Source organism: Lysinibacillus sp. CD3-6 (assembly GCF_006351725.2).
Lineage (GTDB): Bacteria > Bacillota > Bacilli > Bacillales_A > Planococcaceae > Lysinibacillus.
Window position 1 is genome coordinate 2565761 of the sequence record NZ_CP085880.1, and the last position, 18037, is coordinate 2583797.

An 18037-nucleotide genomic window follows, 5' to 3' on the forward strand; every position below is an offset into this window, starting at 1 on the left:
ACGTTTCCAGTCGCCTTCACCAATATGTTAGACATGCGCCAATCATGCTAACTGGTGGAATTAAGACGTGCCTTTACGTCTGCAATATGCTTATACGGTACAAACTCCGTATAATTCACCGTATCAAATTCCTGTATCAGCCACCGATACCGTAGTATCCGGTTAGAAATTACGTATTACGAAGCTAAACGATCAACTTGCGCTAGTGCCATAAGTAGATGCTCCGCTGTGTAGTCGTTTAAGTTGGCAAGAATAGACGCCAATTCCTCTGTATATTTGAGGTTTATATCTGCGTCATTTATCATAAGCGTTGCTTCGCCTTCTTCATCGCAGACGATTAGCTGCACCCCTTCAAATAGGTGCGTTGTTACCATTGTGACTACATAATCCTCGTCGAGTAAAATACGTTGGCTATTTTGATTCATTCTTAAAACCTCCCAAAATGTTTTATTTGTTATTATCAATATATCGTATATGCGATATAACGTCAACACTTATTTACTAAAAAGTTATAAAGCGTTATAATTGTTCATACAATGACGAAGAAAGGCGGAATGATTATGAAAGAAGTAAGAATTAAATTAGCTGAAATACTAAAAGAGCGTGAAATGACACAAACACAATTAGCCGCATTATCAAACGTTAGACCAAACGCAATAAGTAATCTTTGCCGTGGTTATGTGGATCGCTTATCGATCGAACATATTGAGAAAATATGTAACGCATTAGAATTAGAAAGTATTGGCGAGTTAATCGAATTAGTTGATAAAAAATAAAAAAGGCGCAAAACCTCTTTAGGCTTGCGCATACTACTTATTTAATTAAAGCTGGAATTACGTGATGTAGCACTACATATGCCCCAACACCGAGCCCCATACCAACCACAAATAGCATCTAAAACACCTCGCTATGCTTTTTCTTACTTTAACCCGTATTTGCAAAAAATATTCGGAGGTGCAACTGTGGAAATTGCTTGGGAATTAAAAGAAAGTTTTAGTCCGTTAGTAGTCCGAAAATCAAAGGAAATTGTGCCGGAAGTAAAACCTCGAAAAAGTATTCATAAAATTACCTATTTAACAATCCCGTTATTACTGACGCCAGGAATTGCGTATGCAAATGACGGAAGAAGCACGTTTTTTAAAATTTACGATACAGTTATGACTTTGTTCGATCAAGGCGTCGTATTGGTCATCGTGTTTGCTGGCGCGTCTTGGATGCTAGGGCACCGCAGTAAAGCTATAGAATTATTAATCGCTTGTTGTTGCGGATATTTACTCGCAGCTCATGCCGTCGAAATTCGCGACTTTTTAAAAAGTATCAAAAGTTAGTTCTAAAACGGAGTATGGCTATCATAAGCTATATAGCAACTACAGGCTATTAGCTTTTTCCGAAATTTCACGTTTTGAATTGTGATATTAGTGAGCTAATCGAAATAGTGGACGACAAAAAAAGACGATAGCCTATTGGCCGTCGTCTTTTTTTATTTACGATGCTTTTTAATCCATTTCTTCAATTAAAGCACCCGTTATTGAATCAACATGGACTACCTCAATTTCATAACTTTCCATACCAAGAGAATCTAAATTGTCTCTAAAATATTCCTTTGCTTGTTCTTTGTATTGTGTTTTTTCAATTCTAACTGTAAGGACTTTTTCGCTTAATCCCATAGAATGTGCAGTAAATCTCGCCTGTGCAACATCGAAATTTTCACCAGAAAACATTTCTTCAATACTATTTACAGTATCATTCCCATTAAATTCATTTTGTGCGATAAAGAGGATAAATCCAGTTACAACTATACATAGTCCAATAATAATCTTCTTCAAAAAATCACCTCCAACTTCTCAATTACAGATTCCTTTTTTGGTAATATATTCTATTATAACAATTCGTCATTAACTTGAAAATGTCTTTCTTTAACTAATCTACTTCGTTAGTTTAATATTCGCCCCGCTTAAAGATTTTATCGACAAGTGGTAGTGAGTAACTGAGACAAAGGTGCGATTATTAGATCGAATAGCGATCCAACCGCAGATTTATAACAGTTTTGATAGAAATAATGATGGTAAAACGTGTGATTAGAAAACATTAAAAAAGAGCACGCTAACTAATTAGCTGCTCTTTAAACCAGTTGTTTAGTAACTATCATCGATTATGTATTAGTCTTCCCCTTCTGAATCTTTACTATTTTGACCATCTTGTAACGCACCTAAACAAAGAGCAAGAATACCACCAAATAACATTGGACCTAAATTATTAGTTGAAGTAGTTATAAGTGCAATTATGTAAACTACATATAGCAATCCAGAAGAAGAACCTAGAGTTTCGTAATTCTTATAACCTCTCTTTTTAAACCAACCAGAACTTAACTCCCTAGCTAGCCCATATGCAATTGCACTAAAAGCGAAAACTACAACTAAATATAATATAATGTTTTCAGGAGTAGTTAAAATCCTTTTAATCGTCTCAATATGTGATCCACTCAAATCCACTGCACCTACAACCATAAATAAAAAATACATTAAACCTAGCGACACTACTATTAAAAAAAATCTTCGAATATAAACTACCTCCTTTTTTATATTATATTTCAATTTATAATAGATTTTAAGATAGGTACTAAAAAATATATTTACGCTTGACAACCACACCCATTTTCAGCAGAATGGCTGCTTGCTCCAGGAAATCGGCGCAAAGTGGTTACCTATTATCGCTATACTCGTAGAAATACGCGAATAGCAACAATAAGTAACAACCGCATATTTCAGCGTCATGGTGACGTCCGAGGTTTCTCGTATGCTCCTGTTAGATTGGGATATTTCTATCCGTATGTACTCGTCTAATTATCGTCCTAGACGTGCGGTAGTCCTTAATTGAGCGTATTTGTACGCCGATTATCCGCTTGTACATGCTTACCCTAGCCGTAACTAGCCGATAAACCGTCCGCGCCCTTAATGGTGGCGCTCACCTATTCATCGCAACCGTAACAGGAAACGGCTTGACCTGCGATATATTCCGTAGTTTGCGTTGAGACGGACGGCTCTGACCAGGTTATATTTACGACGAATTAGTGGGCCACCTCGTCGGACTTCACTAAAAATGGGTGCACTTAATAACCCTCGGACTTGAACATTTTTTTGCAAAATGCTAAAGTAAGGTTATAAATACACTAGGGCGTCAGAAACTTTAGTGTAATCGTATTAAGTTAAGGTCGAGTGTTAGCGCACTCGGCTTTTTCTTTTGTCTATAAGTCAAAATCGTTCAATGGATTGTATTTCTCATTCTGTTCGTGTAGTGCAGTTCCCCATAGCGCAAGGTACTTTTCAGTCATACTAAGATTTTTGTGCCTTAAAATCTTTTGAAGAGTAAAAACATCTCCACCCGACATCAAAAACCGGTGACTAAAAGTATGTCTAAACGTATGAGCAGAAAGTCGAACATCACTAAAGTTCATTACTTCTTGTAACTTTTTAAACATATTTTTAATTGAGTCGTAAGTCATTTGATTATTGGTATACTTCACAAACACATAATTTGATAATGTACCAAAGTGTCGTTCACAAAAGAGTTTATATTCCAGTAACTCTTGTAACACCTTTGATGTAAGTGGGACAGTTTCCTGTCTACGATTTTTACCGTAAATAGTCATCAAGTAGTTTACTGAATCAATATCCGACCACTGCAAATTTAATAATTCACCAATGCGTATTCCCGTGCCGAGTAACGTTGTAATAATGCAACTATTCCTAAACGCTATAAATTGTTTATCCTTTCCTTTTGTTCTCCTGTAATACGCCAACATCTTTCTAATATGGGCATCAGTAAATACTTCAATTTGAGTATCTTCTTTCATCCTACTTATTTTGATAATTGGATTTTTCAATAAAAACTCATTATCTTGTAAATGATTAAAAAAGGCTCTCAAATGTTTTAGTTTTGTATTTATTGTAGGTGCAGAGTTCCCACGATTATTTTTACAATAAAGGAGATAACTCTTAATGATAGATGGACTAACATCATCTATATCAACTATTTCTTTTTCATATAGCCATCTTTTGAATTCTCTAAAGAAGGACTTATAACTTTGCAAGGTATGTTTGCTTAAATTTTGCAGTTCTTTTTCATCTAAAAAATCCTGTATAGCAAATTTTAATAACACAAAAAAACACCTCCATTTAGATTTTTATAATCTAAACGAAAGTGTCTGCGTTAAATAGAAAAGTGACTGTAATACACCACTACCCTAAATTACGTTATATATATACCCTAAAACCTTAACATGACAGCGTTTGTAGCATATCACCATTCCTGCTTAAAATTTGATTCCTCGTAGGGTTATGGTGTGTACTCGTAACAGGCAGGTCTCCTGACTTATGGTCACAGCTTCTTTTCCCCTTCCCGTCATTTAACAGTGGTATACGAAAAGAAAGCTCACATTTACAGTTGCGGGACAGTGTCGGACTCGCACCGACTTCCCTTTTCAGTAAATTGCACGCAATTTACACCTATTACTACACGCTATTTTGTTGTGATAAATAGTAAACTCACTAGTATACTATTAAATCATATTGTAAAGTAATGGAATTTTAAAGTCAATCAACAGAAAACGGTATCTAATTGTTTTCTGCTGCGAAAAAACGAAATATTATTCACCTTCCATTGCTTGGAATAGCTTTTGTGCATAGCTATCAGTGAAATGAAATCCATCTTGTTCCTTGTGCTGTTCATCGACAATTTCTCCAGCTCTCATTACATATATCCGTTCACTTAAATAAGAAACAGCTTTTAAATCATGCGAAATAAATAAAATAGCCATGTTTCTTTCTTTATTCAACGCCATTAATAAATCAATAATTTCTCGCTGAATTAAACGATCTAAGCTTGAAACAATTTCATCGCACACTATCAATTTCGGTTCTACAAGAATTGAGCGTAATAAATTTACTCTTTGCTTCTCACCACCACTAAGTTCAGAGGGCAAAGCATATAAAACATCGTTTGATAACTTAACTTTCGCAAGCATCGTTTGTAAATAGCTGTCCGTCACCACTTTTTGATGTTGCAATGGCTCTCTTAATAGTTGCTTGACTGTCCACATAGGGTTTAGAGCATTACTTGCATTTTGGAATATAATTTGGCAATTTTCATAAAAGGACTTTCGATTTTTCTTAGTGATGTGTTGTTGTTGAAAATGGACGGTCCCTTTATTAGCTGACTCTAGCTGCATAATGACTTTCGCTAAAGTACTTTTACCGCTGCCACTCTCTCCAACTAGACCGACGATTTCACCTTCTCCTACAGAAAGATTTATATTTGCTAATACTTGCTGACCTGCTCGAAAGCTTTTACTTATATTTTCAACCTGAAGCAATACATATACGCCTCCTAAAAGTGATTTGCGACAAGCCGTTGCGTATACGGATGTTTAGGCTGCTCAAAAATTTCTGTCGCTTGCCCCTTCTCAACGATTTCTCCATCTTTCATCACTACTATGTTATTCGCTAGTGAAACAGCAACCCCTAAATCATGAGTAACCAGTATAATAGTTGTCCCTAGCTGCGCATGAAGTTTTTTTAATAATGTTATAAAGTGTTGTTGATGCAGCATATCTAGTGCAGAAGTTGGTTCATCTGCTATTAATATGTCTGGCTCATTATACAATGCACAAGCTAACATACAGCGTTGTAGCATACCACCTGACAACTCAAATGGATAGCTTTCTAATATATCTACTGATAAGTTTAACTCCTTTAATATAGCGGTCATTTTAGAGAGAAACCTCTCTTTGTCATCACCCACTCGTAAGGCAGTAAACATATACAATTGTTGTTTCATTTTTTGCGTAGGTGAAAAGCTATTTGTGGCATCTTGAAAAATCGTGAAAATATGCTTTGACCTTAATAACAACCTATCTTTTTTTGACATCGTTATCATATTTTCTTCATTAAAGAAAACTGCACCCATTGCCTCAGCTTGCGGCGGGAGCATCCCTAAAATAGCTGATATTGTTGTGCTTTTCCCACTGCCACTTTCACCGATAACTGCGGTAATCTCGCCTTTCGGGACAGTTAACGAAATATTGTGGATGAGGTTTTTATCGTTCACTTGAACAGTTAGATTATCGATACTAAACATGGGATCGTTCTCCTCCTTGTTTGAAAGTGCTCCCGATCGCTTGTACACATAATATCGTCACAAAAATCAGTATTCCAGGAAAAAGACCGATCCACCAAGCCCCAACAAGTAAATCATTTTGCGCTGTGTACAGCATCGTTCCCCATGACGGGATTGCTGGCGGCACACCGATGCCTAAAAAGCTTAAAGACACTTCCGTAAAAATCGCACCTGCGAAGTTAAATATTGTCACGACAAAGATAGCAGGCACACTATTTCGTAATAAATGACCAAATAATATTTTCCATAATGGGGTACGAAACATTGTAGCCATTTGGACAAATTCCATTTCCTTTAAGCGAATAAACTCAGAGCGAACGATTCGAGCTGTAACAAACCAACCTGTGAAACCTATAATCATAGCCATTCGCCAAACACTTCCTTGCATAATTGCTTGCAGGGCAAGTACAATTACTAAGGATGGAATCGTTAAAAAGGCCTCCAAAATGCGCATCATAACGACATCAATGGCACCACCAACAAAACCGCTAATACCACCGTAGATAATACCTATAATGCTTGAAATTACGACTGACACTATGGCGATGAAAAGCGTAACTTTCCCCCCAACAAGTATCCGTGATAAAACATCTCTGCCTAGCTGATCTGTACCAAGTATATGTGTAAGATTCGGTGCTTCATAAATATGATTCATATCCATTGCATTTGGCTCAAAAGGTGCCAACAGTGAGGAGAAGATGGTAGTTCCTAATATAATGCAAAGAAGCGCAAGCCAAACGAGTGGCATCTTCCGTTGTTTTCTCATACTAATTTTCCTCTTCTCAATCTTGGGTTGATGCAAATCATTAAAACGTCGATTACAAATAAGCAAATGACCACCACAACACCAATAATCAGAATGGCTCCCATAAGTACAGGAAAATCCTTAACCATAACGGATTTCACAAGCAATGAGCCTAATCCTGACCAGCCAAAAAGTGTTTCAACTACTATGGAACCACCAAAGAATGAAGGAATCGTCACACCAATATAATTGATATACGGAATAACAGAATTCCGTAGTATGAGATTTCTTATTTGTCGGTCTGGAACGCCATTTGCACGCGCAACTTGTACATAATAACTACGATTCTCTGCCTTAACACTGTCCTGTAAAAAGCGTGCGAATATGCCCACATGAGAAATTACTAAAACAATTAGCGGAAGCACCATATGGTTTAAACGATCAAGCCAACCTCCATTACCACGCACATCATTCATACCTGAAGAAGGAAACCAACCAAGCTGTACCGAAAAAATTATTATACAGACAATACCTAGCCAAAAAGGAGGAATCGCAGAGCTTGCTATACTAAAGATGGATAATCCTCTATCCAATAAAGAACCTTCCTTCATTCCTGCCCGTAAACCTAGCCAAGTAGAGACAATTGTAACGACAAATAATGTGAGCGCCACTAGCTGTAATGTGTTAGGTAACCTTTCTAATAAAATCGCTATGACGGGTCTTCCCTCTTTGGCAGAATAGCCTAAATTTCCTTTTACCGCTTCGCCTAACCAAGTACCATATTGTAGAAGCACTGGCCTATCTAAGCCAAACGCTTTTTCAATTCGTTGTTGCTCAGCTACTGTTAATGTTTGAGCATTGCCTCCATAATAAGCAGCAGCAGGATTGCCAGGTGCAGCATGCATAATGAAAAAAGAGAGGAAGCTCACGATAATGAGGACAATTGTCCCCATTATCACTCGCTTCCCGATCCACTTAGCGATCATTCCATTTCCACTCCTCGACATTCCATAAGAAGCCAGCACCGTGATGACCTAAAATACGCTCTTTCACACCACTAATATTTTTATTAATGCCATAAACAGCATCAACATAGGCAAAATAAGCGAACGGTGGATCTTCTGCTAGCTCCTCTTGTAATGCCATATAGACTTCCTTGCGTTTTTCAGGATCGACAGTTGTTCGTCCTTCCTCAAGCAAAGCATCTACTTTTGCATTGGCATAGCTTCCATAATTGTAGCCCGCACTTGTTACGCTCGATTCACCCGAATAGAATAAACTATACGTATGGTGGTCCGCATCATATGGGCTACCCCATCCCACCATAAACGCTTCCGTTTCTTCAATCACGATATTGCTCCAATCAAGTGCCGCTACTTCTACCTCTGCCCCAATTTCCTTATAGCCTTGAGCGACATAATTCGCCATATTGACACGCACAGAATCTGTAATTGGTGCCGTAATGGTAAAGGCAAGCTTATTACCGTCCTTGTAGCGGAACCCATCGTCTGCTAATATCCATCCCGATTTTTCTAACAATTCATTTGCTTTCTTTACATCATAAGTATAATGTTCAATATTTTCGTTTACATAGGCATGCTTTTGAAGTGGCGAATAAGCTTCTGTCCCATACCCATGTAGGATGCCTTTAACTATGCCTGTTCGATCTGTCGCATAGCTCATCGCTTTTCGAACATCGACTTCTTGCCAAAGGGGATAGTTCATATTAAATAACACGCCACGATAATCGGCTGATTCTACTTCGTACATTTTTAATTGTTCTACTTTCGAAAGCTCTTCAACCTGATTCGGATCCAGTAACGCAATATCTACCTCGCCAGATTTCAGCTGCAATGCACGAACATTACTATCTGGAATAAATTTAAAAATAACTTTTTCTATAGATGCCTTTGTTCCGAAGAAAGAAGTGTACGCTTGAAGCGTTAGACTTGTCCCTTTATCCCATTTTTCAAACATGTATGGGCCAGCACCAATTGGTTCTTGGTTAAACGTAGCCGTTCTCATGTCTTGTCCTTCAAAGACATGCTTTGGCAAAATTGGCACTGTTAATTTATCTAACATTGGTGTAAATGGTTCATCCAATTGAATTGTCATTGTTGTATCATTTACTTTTTTCATCGCTTGGACATGGATGAAATCAGACTTTAAATAAGACCCATTTGCATCATCAAGAATGCTATCAATAGTAAACATAACATCGTCTACTGTTAATCTTTGTCCATCATGAAATGTCACGTCATCACGAATCAAAATCGTATATGTCAACAGGTCATCTGATATGTCCACGCTTTTTGCTATGTCATTTACTGGAGCATTATGTTCATCAAAGCGCATAAGACCTCTAAAAAGTAATGCATCTAAATTCGTTTCCTCTAAAATAGGATTTAACCCCGCAAATTCGGATTCTGATGCATAAATAAGCTCATTAGCCTTTGAGGAGGAAGCAGCGGATGGCTGTTTTCCCTCGCCTTGACTAGACACATTACTACAGCCCGCAAGACTAAGTATGAATAATAAAATAACTACTGAAAACTTTTTCAATTCTCTATCTCCTTCATTTACCTCAGAAATTTAAAGCAGTGATGCAACATGTTCAAACATGCGATTGATTTCTTTGTGAAGTGTTCGCTGCTCTTGTGAAAGCCATCTACAATGGATTGCATGATCTGTTAGTTTTGTAACACTTGCCTGAATCAAGCTTTCTTGTTGAATCATTTCCTGCAAATCTCGAATATTGAGCTGCTCAACTTTTGGAGACACTATCCATAAAGAGCCGATATAACGTGCCTTCTCCAGCAAACCAATTGTAGAAAGGTTCATTTCCTGTGGTTTAAACAGGAACGAATCAAATGCAATGAGCGCTTCCTCAACAAATATTTTGTATTTTGATTGGAAAGATTGATAATCAAAGAGTTCTCCTCGCATTTCTCTACCTGGGGCAATTATTTCACCCCATATTAATGTAGAGCTTTCTGTCATACGAATCGTTGTATTCACTTGGAATTTCGCTCGTTCAAAAGGAATAGTTACTTCAGGTAGCCATTCTAATCGTGCACCTTCTGCTAATTCCACCGTAATTTCCTGTATGCATTGCTCACCTGTGTGAGAAGGATAAATTTTTAGAGCAGATTGTTGTTGTAATTTCACTTGGCTTTCAGGCGCAAGTTTTACCGAGATGTCATTTCGATCACCCGCTACCATACCACCAGAAGATTCCATTATAAAAACGGTAGCAGTTGACTGATTCGCTGTGTATAACTCTCTACTTGCCTTTAATGGCGGTTGCTGATACACATGAACTAGTCGTGTAAAGCCCCTTCTCAGCTCAAATGCCATCTCTAATTTACCGTAATGATTTACTTTTCCTTGATTAAGCATTCACGTCAACTGCTTCGGCGCCTTCAAGTAACATGTGATGCTGAATCCATTCAACGACCTTATCGACATTAGTTTGTGAACGTACATCTGCAAAAATATATGGTCGTCCAGCACGCATTTTTTTCACATCCTGATCCATAATCTCAAGATCAACACCAACATGAGGTGCCAAGGACGTTTTATTAATTAACAGTAAATCCGAACGTGTTAATGCAGGTCCACCTTTACGAGGAATATCTTGTCCCTCTGCAACATCAATTACATAAATATAGCCATGAACAAGTTCTGGACTAAATGTAGCCGATAAATTATCCCCACCACTTTCAATGAAAATAATATCTAAATCTTCAAAGCGTTTGTTCAAGTCATCAATGGCAGAAAAATTCATCGATGCATCTTCGCGAATCGCTGTATGCGGGCAACCACCTGTTTCCACTCCGACAATACGATCCTCTTCTAGAACACCATTAGTAATTAAATACTGGGCATCCTCCCTTGTATATATATCATTCGTGATTACCGCCACGTTATATTTTTCATGCATTGCACGTGTTAATTGATCTACTAAAGATGTTTTCCCAGAGCCAACTGGGCCTCCGATACCAATTCGAATTGGAGTCATTTATATCCACTCTCTTTCTATGAAATAAATAATCTTGAAAATAAAAATTCATGCTTCATCGATGCTAGTTCAATACTTAAAGCATTATTGGATAGGTCATCTATCGTTAATGTCATGACCTTTTCCGCTGCTTCCTCAATAGAGACAAGCAGTTTATTTAATGCTTGTACACCTGTATTTTGACCAAACGGCACAGCGCGTACAGCATTTTGTACTAATCCGCTAATGGAGGCATACATATATGTCATCACTGCATGATAGACATCTGCACCTAGTGCTTCACTATAAATTGCATAAAGTACAGCGTAATGACCTTGCACCTTATCTTTAGCTATCTTTTCTTGCCATTGCAATAATAAGGGGCTGTCCATAAGTGGTGCCACTGTTCGTATAAATTGCTTGCCAACGTTGACACTAGCATCTCTCGATTCTTTAGCTAGCTTGATAGCCCCACAAAGTTCGTCAAGTTCTATTAGACGAGCAACATCGTGTACTTTTGCTGCATGAAACGCATCCTGAATAATTAAGGCGTCACCATGCACTAAATTATGAAATATATACGCTTGGCAATAATCTATTAATTGTTCCTTTGTGCGAATAACATCTTCTTGAATATACGTTTCCATCCCATATGAATGGGTATACGAGCCTATTGGAAATGCAGAATCATGAATTTGTAATAGACGCAATAACGAAAAATTAGTGAGCGTGTCCGCGGTATTTAAACGGTTGTTTAAATCGTCGTTCTGTCGTTTCATAGTTCACTCCTATTTCATCTAATAATGGGTTAATCGTATGATCAGCTCGTACGATGATTTCATTCTGTTCAATTAAGCAAGGTGTATGGCGATTGCCTAATTCAAATGCAGATTTCCCCATTTCATACATATCTTTCGGTGAAATGACGATAACTGGTTCGAGCTTTGTACGAATCGCAATGCGACGGCTATCATCCTCAAATAATAAGTCACCATATTGTAATGGCTCGTCACCCTCTAAACGTAAAGCAATATCCGTGCCTTTATCAGTTTCTGTTCGAAGAATACGTTTGCTTAATTCTTCCCACTCAAGCTCAATCCACTCAGTCGCTTTATGTGCATGCTCTTCTTCGTTGGCAATATTGCCGATAATTTTTTCAATTAACATTTATGTTGCTCCTCGTCATCGAATTTTTTACTGTTCCTCTGTTACTGTTACACACTCTCTATTTTTCTTTTAGAATAAGAAATATCGTTGTGCCATTGGCAATACATCCACTGGCTCACATGTAGCTAGCTCACCATCAATTTTTACTTCATATGTTTCAGGATTCACATCAATTTTCGGTGTAGCACTATTAAGCTTCATATCAGCTTTACTAATATTTCGGCAATTCTTCACTGTTCCTATCATACGTTTTAAACCTAATTTTTCTGGTAAACCCTCTTCTACAGCAATGCTCGGTAAAAATGTCATGCCACAATTTTGAGGGCCTTGTCCATAGAAGCCAAACGTCCGACGTCCTTTCATCGGCTGCGGTGTCGGAATGGACGCATTCGGATCACCTGTAATACCGTAAACTGCAATACCACTTTTTATGACCACTTCCGCTTTTACGCCAAAGAACGCTGGATCCCAAAGCACGATATCCGCTAGCTTTCCTTCTTCCAATGAGCCTACTTCATGGCTAATTCCATGCGCAATCGCTGGGTTAATATTGAGCTTAGCCATATAACGCTTAACGCGATAATTATCGTGATCTTTCCCTTCATCTTGCGGTAAAGGACCTCGTTGTTTTTTCATTTTGTCTGCCGTTTGGAATGTTCGTATTGTCACTTCACCAACACGACCCATTGCTTGTGAATCGGAGGACATAATACTTAAAATCCCTAAATCTTGCATAATATCTTCTGCAGCAATCGTTTCTGGTCGAATACGAGAATCGGCAAACGCCACGTCCTCTGGTACGTCATGCTTTAAATGATGACAAACCATTAACATATCTAAATGCTCATCAATCGTATTTGTTGTAAACGGTTTTGTAGGATTAGTAGATGCTGGCAATATATTCGGTAATGATGCCATCACTAATTGGTCTGGGGCATGGCCACCACCCGCCCCTTCCGTATGGAAAATGTGAATTACACGACCATCAATTGCATTAATCGTATCTTCTACAAATCCAGCCTCATTCAAAGTATCTGAATGTAATGCCACTTGAATATCATAGTCGTCAGCAACCATTAAGCTCTGGTTTAACGCAGCAGGTGTTGCTCCCCAGTCTTCATGTATTTTCATACCAATCGCACCCGCACGAACTTGCTCAATAATTGGCTCTGGATCAGATGCACTCCCTTTCCCAAGTAAACCAACATTTATTGGAAAACCTTCAACAGCTTGTAACATACGATGTAAATGCCATTCGCCAGCAGTTAAGCTTGTCGCTTTCGAACCAGCTGCAGGTCCTGTACCTCCACCAATAAACGTTGTTGTTCCCGCTAATAATGCTGTTTCTACTTGATCTGGACTAATAAAATGGATATGTGTGTCAATTGCTCCAGCCGTTGCAATTAGACCTTCCCCTGCATAGACCTCTGTACCAACGCCAATGATCATATCTTGGTCGACCCCGTCCATGCTATTCGGATTTCCTGCTTTACCAATGCCTATAATACGTCCATCTTTTATACCGATATCCGCTTTTACAATTCCAGTATAATCAATGATTATGACATTCGTTATAACAGTGTCAAGCACACCTTCATTTCGCGTATTCTTACCGTTTTGTCCCATCGAGACACGTAATGATTTACCACCACCAAATACGCCTTCATCTCCATATGTTGTATAGTCCTTCTCGATTTCAATCCACAAATCTGTATCGGCCAAGCGAACTTTATCTCCGACTGTTGGACCAAACATTTTCGCGTAAGCTTCATGTGTTACTTTCATTTGTCTTCCGCTCCTTTAAAGCCACCTTCAATTGCCTTATCTAATATTTCATCCTTATGATGAGTAGAGCCTTCTGTTAGCATATTTAATCCAAAAACATGTTGTTTGCCCCCAAACTCGACAAGCTCTACTTCCTTTTCTTCACCAGGTTCAAATCGAACTGCTGTACCTGATGGAATGTTAAGATGCATTCCGATGGCATCTTGTCGATTGAACTCTAGAAATCTATTGACTTCGATAAAATGAAAATGGGAGCCTACTTGAATCGGACGATCTCCTGTGTTCGCAACGAGTACTTTTTTTGTTGCTCTACCTACATTAATTTCGATAACATCATTTTTTGGTCTGATTTCTCCAGGAATCATTATCAATTCCTCCTTTACTGAATAGGACGGTGTACAGTAACAAGCTTTGTTCCGTCTGGGAAAGTACACTCTACTTGTACATCGGAAATCATGTCGCCAACACCCTCCATAACATCTTCTGCCGTTAGAACATGTTTTGCATCACTCATTAATTGAGCAACGGTTTTTCCATCTCGAGCACCTTCCATAATGTAACTACTTATAAGTGCTACAGCCTCTGGATAATTCAGCTTTAATCCACGCGCTTTTCTTTTCAGCGCAAGTTCTCCTGCCACATGGAGGAGTAATTTTTCTTGTTCTACTTGTGATAGCTTCAATCCAATCTCTCTCTTTCAAAAATTCAGAATTATCTTTCTATAATGATTCTAGATAAAATATGGACTTTCAATTTTCTTACAATTTAGTTTTACTTACAGTTTGTTTTTTCATATAAGTTATGAATTCGCTGGGATTTGCGAAGGTTATAGAAGTGACATGTTGACCCGGCGAATGCGGGTTGCAATAGTTGAAGTGTGTTAGAAGAGGTAACAGTTAGTCTATTATAAGAAACAATATTAAAAAATTCAACATTTTTATTTGTCTGTCAACTTACAAGTTTTCTGAATAAAAAGTAAAAAAAAGAGACTATTTCACAAAAATAAATTACTTTTGTGAAACAGCCTACTATGTCTGTGTTTGAAACATCTAAAAAATTATATTAAAAAACTTATATTTTTATTTTAAAGAAGTATTTATTGACGCAAAATTTCTCGTCTAATCATTAAACTACTTGAAATCGATTTGTAACCTTTTGCAAGTCATCCGCCTGAATCGTTAACTCCTGTGAAACTTGATTGACTGCTTGCATAGATGCCGTTTGCTCATCCATCGATTGTAACACCGCTTCCGTGTAATGAGATAATTTATCCATACCACCAGCAATATTGGTTACTAATGTGGCTACCTCATTTGCACTGCCCGATAAATGTTTGGCAGTAGTCGAAATATCTTCGAGTTGATTCGTCATTTGGCTCACATGATTTGAAATGTTGCCAAAAGATTTTGTTGCTTCATCAATAACATAAACACCTTGTTGGACATTTTTTAAATCTTCCTCAACAGCTACAGCAACTTGTTTCGTATCACTTTCAATGCCTACTACAAGATCAACAATTTGAGTAGCTGAATGTTTAGATTGCTCTGCTAAATGACGAACTTCCTCTGCAACTACCGCAAAGCCTTTGCCATGTTCACCAGCTCGTGCAGCTTCGATTGCAGCATTTAAAGCTAGTAAATTCGTTTGATCGCTAATAGTTGTAATCATTTCTGTCATTGCTTTAATATCTGTCATTTTATTTGTTAACTGTTGCATTAATCCACTCGTTTTATCTGTGGAAGAAGATATAAACTCCATTTGTTTTTTCGCAACATGCAATATTTCTGCTCCGTTTCCTGCGATATCATTTGCTTCTTTAGCATGGTCGTAAACACCTTGTGTTGCAGTTGTAATACGTTCAATGCCGTCTACAGTGTGCTGCATCGCAATAGCACTATTATTAGCAGATTGTGCAGCTTGTTTTAATCCAGTTGACGTCTTCTCCATTTGATGGTCTACCTCTTTTACAGCAATCGTAATGTCATTTGTACTTGCTGAAAGTTCCTCAATACTTGCAGATAAATCTGTCGAGCTGTTCGCAATTGTTTGCGTCATCGTACGAAGTTGTTCTTTCATCTCATGAAAGGCTTTAGCTAACTCTGATATCTCACTTTTGTCATCTGTAGCAATTGTAACTGAATCAAATTCCCCAATTGTAATCGCTTTCGCGGCATTTGATAATTGGTTAATTGGTAGAATTACTTTATATTTGACATAGAACATATAAGATAAAGTAATCGAAATACCAATGATTGTTAAAATCGTAGAAAGCCAAGCAAAAGATGTTAAATTGGCCAAATCAATAATTAATACAACCATCATAATTAAATTTAATACCGAAAAACCGATAATGCTTTTTTTTCGCAAACTCATACTAAATTCCCCCAACTATAATATTACTATAATACCATTATTATAGTTGATTTAGTCTAATAATCACAGAAAAACGCCTACTTTTTATTTAAGAAATGAAAAAAAGCTGAGGACAATTTACTCCGCTGACTTTTTTCAAAAAAATTTAAAAATATGTCTTTCAATAAGAAAAGGCATCAAGAGTTCACTCCTGATGCCTTCTATCAACGCTATACATATTATACATATAGCAAAGGACGTACAATATTATTTTAATTTCATCATACTAGAACCAGCAATACCTGGGTGTGTCATTTCATAAGGATCTAAAATTAAATCTAATTGTTCTTTTGTTAAAACACCTGATTCAATACAAAGCTCACGAATCGAACGTCCTGAAAGAATCGCTTCACGTGCAAGACGTGCTGCTACTTCATAGCCAATATGTGGGTTCACTGCAGTAAGGACACCAACACTTTTTTCTACATATTCCTTCATGCGCTCTTCATTTGCTTCAATATCTTTTAAGCAGTTTTCAGTAAATGCACGGAAAACATTATTCATAATGCTTATAGATTGAATTAAGTTAAAGACAAGAACAGGCTCCATAACGTTTAACTCTAATTGACCAGCTTCAGATGCTAAAGAAATCGTATGGTCATTACCAATTACTTGGAATGCTACTTGGTTAAGCACTTCTGGCATAACAGGGTTTACTTTACCAGGCATAATAGATGATCCTGGTTGGCGTGCTGGTAATATAATTTCACCTAAACCTGCACGTGGACCAGATGCCATCAATCGTAAATCATTAGCGATTTTAGACATATTAATCATACAAATTTTAAGTGCACCTGACACTTCAGTATATGCATCTGTATTTTGTGTAGCATCTACTAAATGTGTAGCACCTTTTAATGGCAAGCCAGAAATTTCAGCAAGATGTTCGTCTACTGATTTTATATAATCTGGGAAAGCATTTAACCCTGTACCAACAGCAGTTGCCCCCATGTTTACATCATATAAATTTGGACGTGTTTGTCGAATACGGACAATATCACGGTTAATTACACGACAATATGCTTCAAACTCTTGTCCTAAACGAATCGGTACTGCATCTTGTAAATGCGTACGTCCCATTTTAATGACATGTGCAAATTGTTCTGCTTTTTGATGGAATACAGCTTGCATGTTTTCCATTGTAACAAGAAGTTCATCTATCAAATTTAAAACAGCAATATGAATAGCTGTTGGGAAGGCATCATTTGTTGATTGTGACATATTAACATGACTGTTTGGGCTAATCGTTTGATAGTCGCCTTTTGCTTTACCTAAAATTTCAAGTGCACGGTTCGCAATAACTTCATTTGCATTCATATTAATAGAAGTGCCTGCACCACCTTGGATTGGGTCTACTAGAAACTCTGCATCCCATTGACCATCGATGACTTCTTGTGCAGCCTTGACAATTGCCTCTCCAATTTCTGTTGATAATAGGTGTACTTCCATATTACCTAGCGCAGCAGCTTTCTTAACTATTCCCATTGCTTTAATAAGTGCTGGATGAATTGTGTAACCTGTAATCGGGAAGTTTTCTGTTGCACGAAGCGTTTGAATCCCATAATAAGCTTCTCCTGGTAATACTCGTTCACCTAAAAAATCTTTTTCTATACGTTGTGTGGACATTATTGTCGTCTCCTTTGAAGTAATACTCACACTGATAGTAGCTAATAAATGCCGTCTTGTAAACAGTCAGTTCGCCATAATGCAAAAGTTTTTTTTTAATTTTGACGATAATCAACAAAAACCGAGCG

Annotated in this window: 20 protein-coding genes and 1 riboswitch; of the genes, 2 read left to right on the top strand and 18 right to left on the bottom strand. The window is 37.6% G+C overall.

Annotated elements, in window-relative coordinates; translation table 11 throughout:
• Window positions 1–176 precede the first annotated feature (176 nt).
• Window positions 177–425: a hypothetical protein gene (locus tag FH508_RS12470; protein WP_172771633.1), complete on the bottom strand. Its 249-nt coding sequence runs from the start codon at window positions 423–425 to the stop codon at window positions 177–179.
• Window positions 426–536: 111 nt separating this feature from the next.
• On the opposite strand from FH508_RS12470, the gene FH508_RS12475 reads away from it, so the two are divergent.
• Window positions 537–776: a helix-turn-helix domain-containing protein gene (locus tag FH508_RS12475; RefSeq protein ID WP_228134061.1), complete on the top strand. Its 240-nt coding sequence runs from the start codon at window positions 537–539 to the stop codon at window positions 774–776.
• A 186-nt stretch (window positions 777–962) separates the two neighbouring features.
• Window positions 963–1328 carry a hypothetical protein gene (locus FH508_RS12480; RefSeq protein ID WP_217270081.1) on the top strand — a complete coding sequence of 122 codons (366 nt, stop codon included), beginning with the start codon at window positions 963–965 and terminating at the stop codon, window positions 1326–1328.
• Window positions 1329–1496: 168 nt separating this feature from the next.
• Here FH508_RS12480 and FH508_RS12485 read toward each other — a convergent pair whose 3' ends face one another.
• The 17 genes from FH508_RS12485 to aspA form a co-directional block, all read right to left on the bottom strand.
• Window positions 1497–1826, bottom strand: a complete 330-nt coding sequence (locus FH508_RS12485; RefSeq protein ID WP_172771634.1) for a YolC/YozM family protein — start codon at window positions 1824–1826, stop codon at window positions 1497–1499.
• A 333-nt stretch (window positions 1827–2159) separates the two neighbouring features.
• On the bottom strand, window positions 2160–2486 hold the full coding sequence (locus FH508_RS12490; RefSeq protein WP_228134062.1) for a hypothetical protein: 327 nt from the start codon (window positions 2484–2486) through the stop codon (window positions 2160–2162).
• Between the two features lie 758 nt (window positions 2487–3244).
• A complete protein-coding gene (locus tag FH508_RS12495) occupies window positions 3245–4159 on the bottom strand; it encodes a tyrosine-type recombinase/integrase (RefSeq protein ID WP_172771636.1) in 915 nt (304 codons plus the stop codon).
• 179 nt (window positions 4160–4338) lie between these two features.
• Window positions 4339–4524, bottom strand: a riboswitch (cobalamin riboswitch).
• Between the two features lie 121 nt (window positions 4525–4645).
• Window positions 4646–5371, bottom strand: a complete 726-nt coding sequence (locus tag FH508_RS12500) for an ABC transporter ATP-binding protein (RefSeq protein ID WP_172771637.1) — start codon at window positions 5369–5371, stop codon at window positions 4646–4648.
• A 14-nt stretch (window positions 5372–5385) separates the two neighbouring features.
• Window positions 5386–6135 carry an ATP-binding cassette domain-containing protein gene (locus FH508_RS12505; protein ID WP_172771638.1) on the bottom strand — a complete coding sequence of 250 codons (750 nt, stop codon included), beginning with the start codon at window positions 6133–6135 and terminating at the stop codon, window positions 5386–5388.
• On the bottom strand, window positions 6128–6940 hold the full coding sequence (locus FH508_RS12510) for an ABC transporter permease (RefSeq protein ID WP_172771639.1): 813 nt from the start codon (window positions 6938–6940) through the stop codon (window positions 6128–6130). Before FH508_RS12510 ends, FH508_RS12505 begins: the two co-directional genes overlap by 8 nt.
• A complete protein-coding gene (locus tag FH508_RS12515; RefSeq protein ID WP_172771640.1) occupies window positions 6937–7905 on the bottom strand; it encodes an ABC transporter permease in 969 nt (322 codons plus the stop codon). The genes FH508_RS12510 and FH508_RS12515 overlap by 4 nt, the downstream gene beginning before the upstream one ends.
• The gene (locus tag FH508_RS12520) at window positions 7895–9481 is read right to left on the bottom strand and encodes an ABC transporter substrate-binding protein (RefSeq protein WP_172771641.1); all 1587 of its coding nucleotides are present in this window, start codon (window positions 9479–9481) and stop codon (window positions 7895–7897) included. Before FH508_RS12520 ends, FH508_RS12515 begins: the two co-directional genes overlap by 11 nt.
• A 30-nt stretch (window positions 9482–9511) precedes the next feature.
• Window positions 9512–10318: an urease accessory protein UreD gene (locus FH508_RS12525; RefSeq protein WP_172771642.1), complete on the bottom strand. Its 807-nt coding sequence runs from the start codon at window positions 10316–10318 to the stop codon at window positions 9512–9514.
• Entirely contained in the window at window positions 10311–10940 is a 630-nt protein-coding gene (gene ureG, locus FH508_RS12530) for an urease accessory protein UreG (protein ID WP_172771643.1), read from the bottom strand. The genes FH508_RS12525 and ureG overlap by 8 nt, the downstream gene beginning before the upstream one ends.
• A gap of 17 nt (window positions 10941–10957) precedes the next feature.
• A complete protein-coding gene (locus FH508_RS12535; protein WP_228134063.1) occupies window positions 10958–11698 on the bottom strand; it encodes an urease accessory protein UreF in 741 nt (246 codons plus the stop codon).
• Window positions 11640–12086 (bottom strand): urease accessory protein UreE, encoded by a 447-nt coding sequence (locus FH508_RS12540; RefSeq protein WP_172771644.1) that lies wholly within the window; start codon window positions 12084–12086, stop codon window positions 11640–11642. The genes FH508_RS12535 and FH508_RS12540 overlap by 59 nt, the downstream gene beginning before the upstream one ends.
• A gap of 69 nt (window positions 12087–12155) precedes the next feature.
• On the bottom strand, window positions 12156–13871 hold the full coding sequence (ureC, locus tag FH508_RS12545; RefSeq protein ID WP_172771645.1) for an urease subunit alpha: 1716 nt from the start codon (window positions 13869–13871) through the stop codon (window positions 12156–12158).
• Window positions 13868–14236, bottom strand: a complete 369-nt coding sequence (locus FH508_RS12550; RefSeq protein WP_172771646.1) for an urease subunit beta — start codon at window positions 14234–14236, stop codon at window positions 13868–13870. The genes ureC and FH508_RS12550 overlap by 4 nt, the downstream gene beginning before the upstream one ends.
• A 14-nt stretch (window positions 14237–14250) precedes the next feature.
• A complete protein-coding gene (gene ureA / locus FH508_RS12555; RefSeq protein ID WP_172771647.1) occupies window positions 14251–14553 on the bottom strand; it encodes an urease subunit gamma in 303 nt (100 codons plus the stop codon).
• A 443-nt stretch (window positions 14554–14996) separates the two neighbouring features.
• On the bottom strand, window positions 14997–16244 hold the full coding sequence (locus tag FH508_RS12560) for a methyl-accepting chemotaxis protein (RefSeq protein WP_172771648.1): 1248 nt from the start codon (window positions 16242–16244) through the stop codon (window positions 14997–14999).
• A 246-nt stretch (window positions 16245–16490) separates the two neighbouring features.
• Window positions 16491–17909, bottom strand: coding sequence for an aspartate ammonia-lyase (aspA, locus tag FH508_RS12565; protein ID WP_172771649.1), 1419 nt, complete (start codon window positions 17907–17909; stop codon window positions 16491–16493).
• Between the last annotated feature and the right edge of the window lie 128 nt (window positions 17910–18037).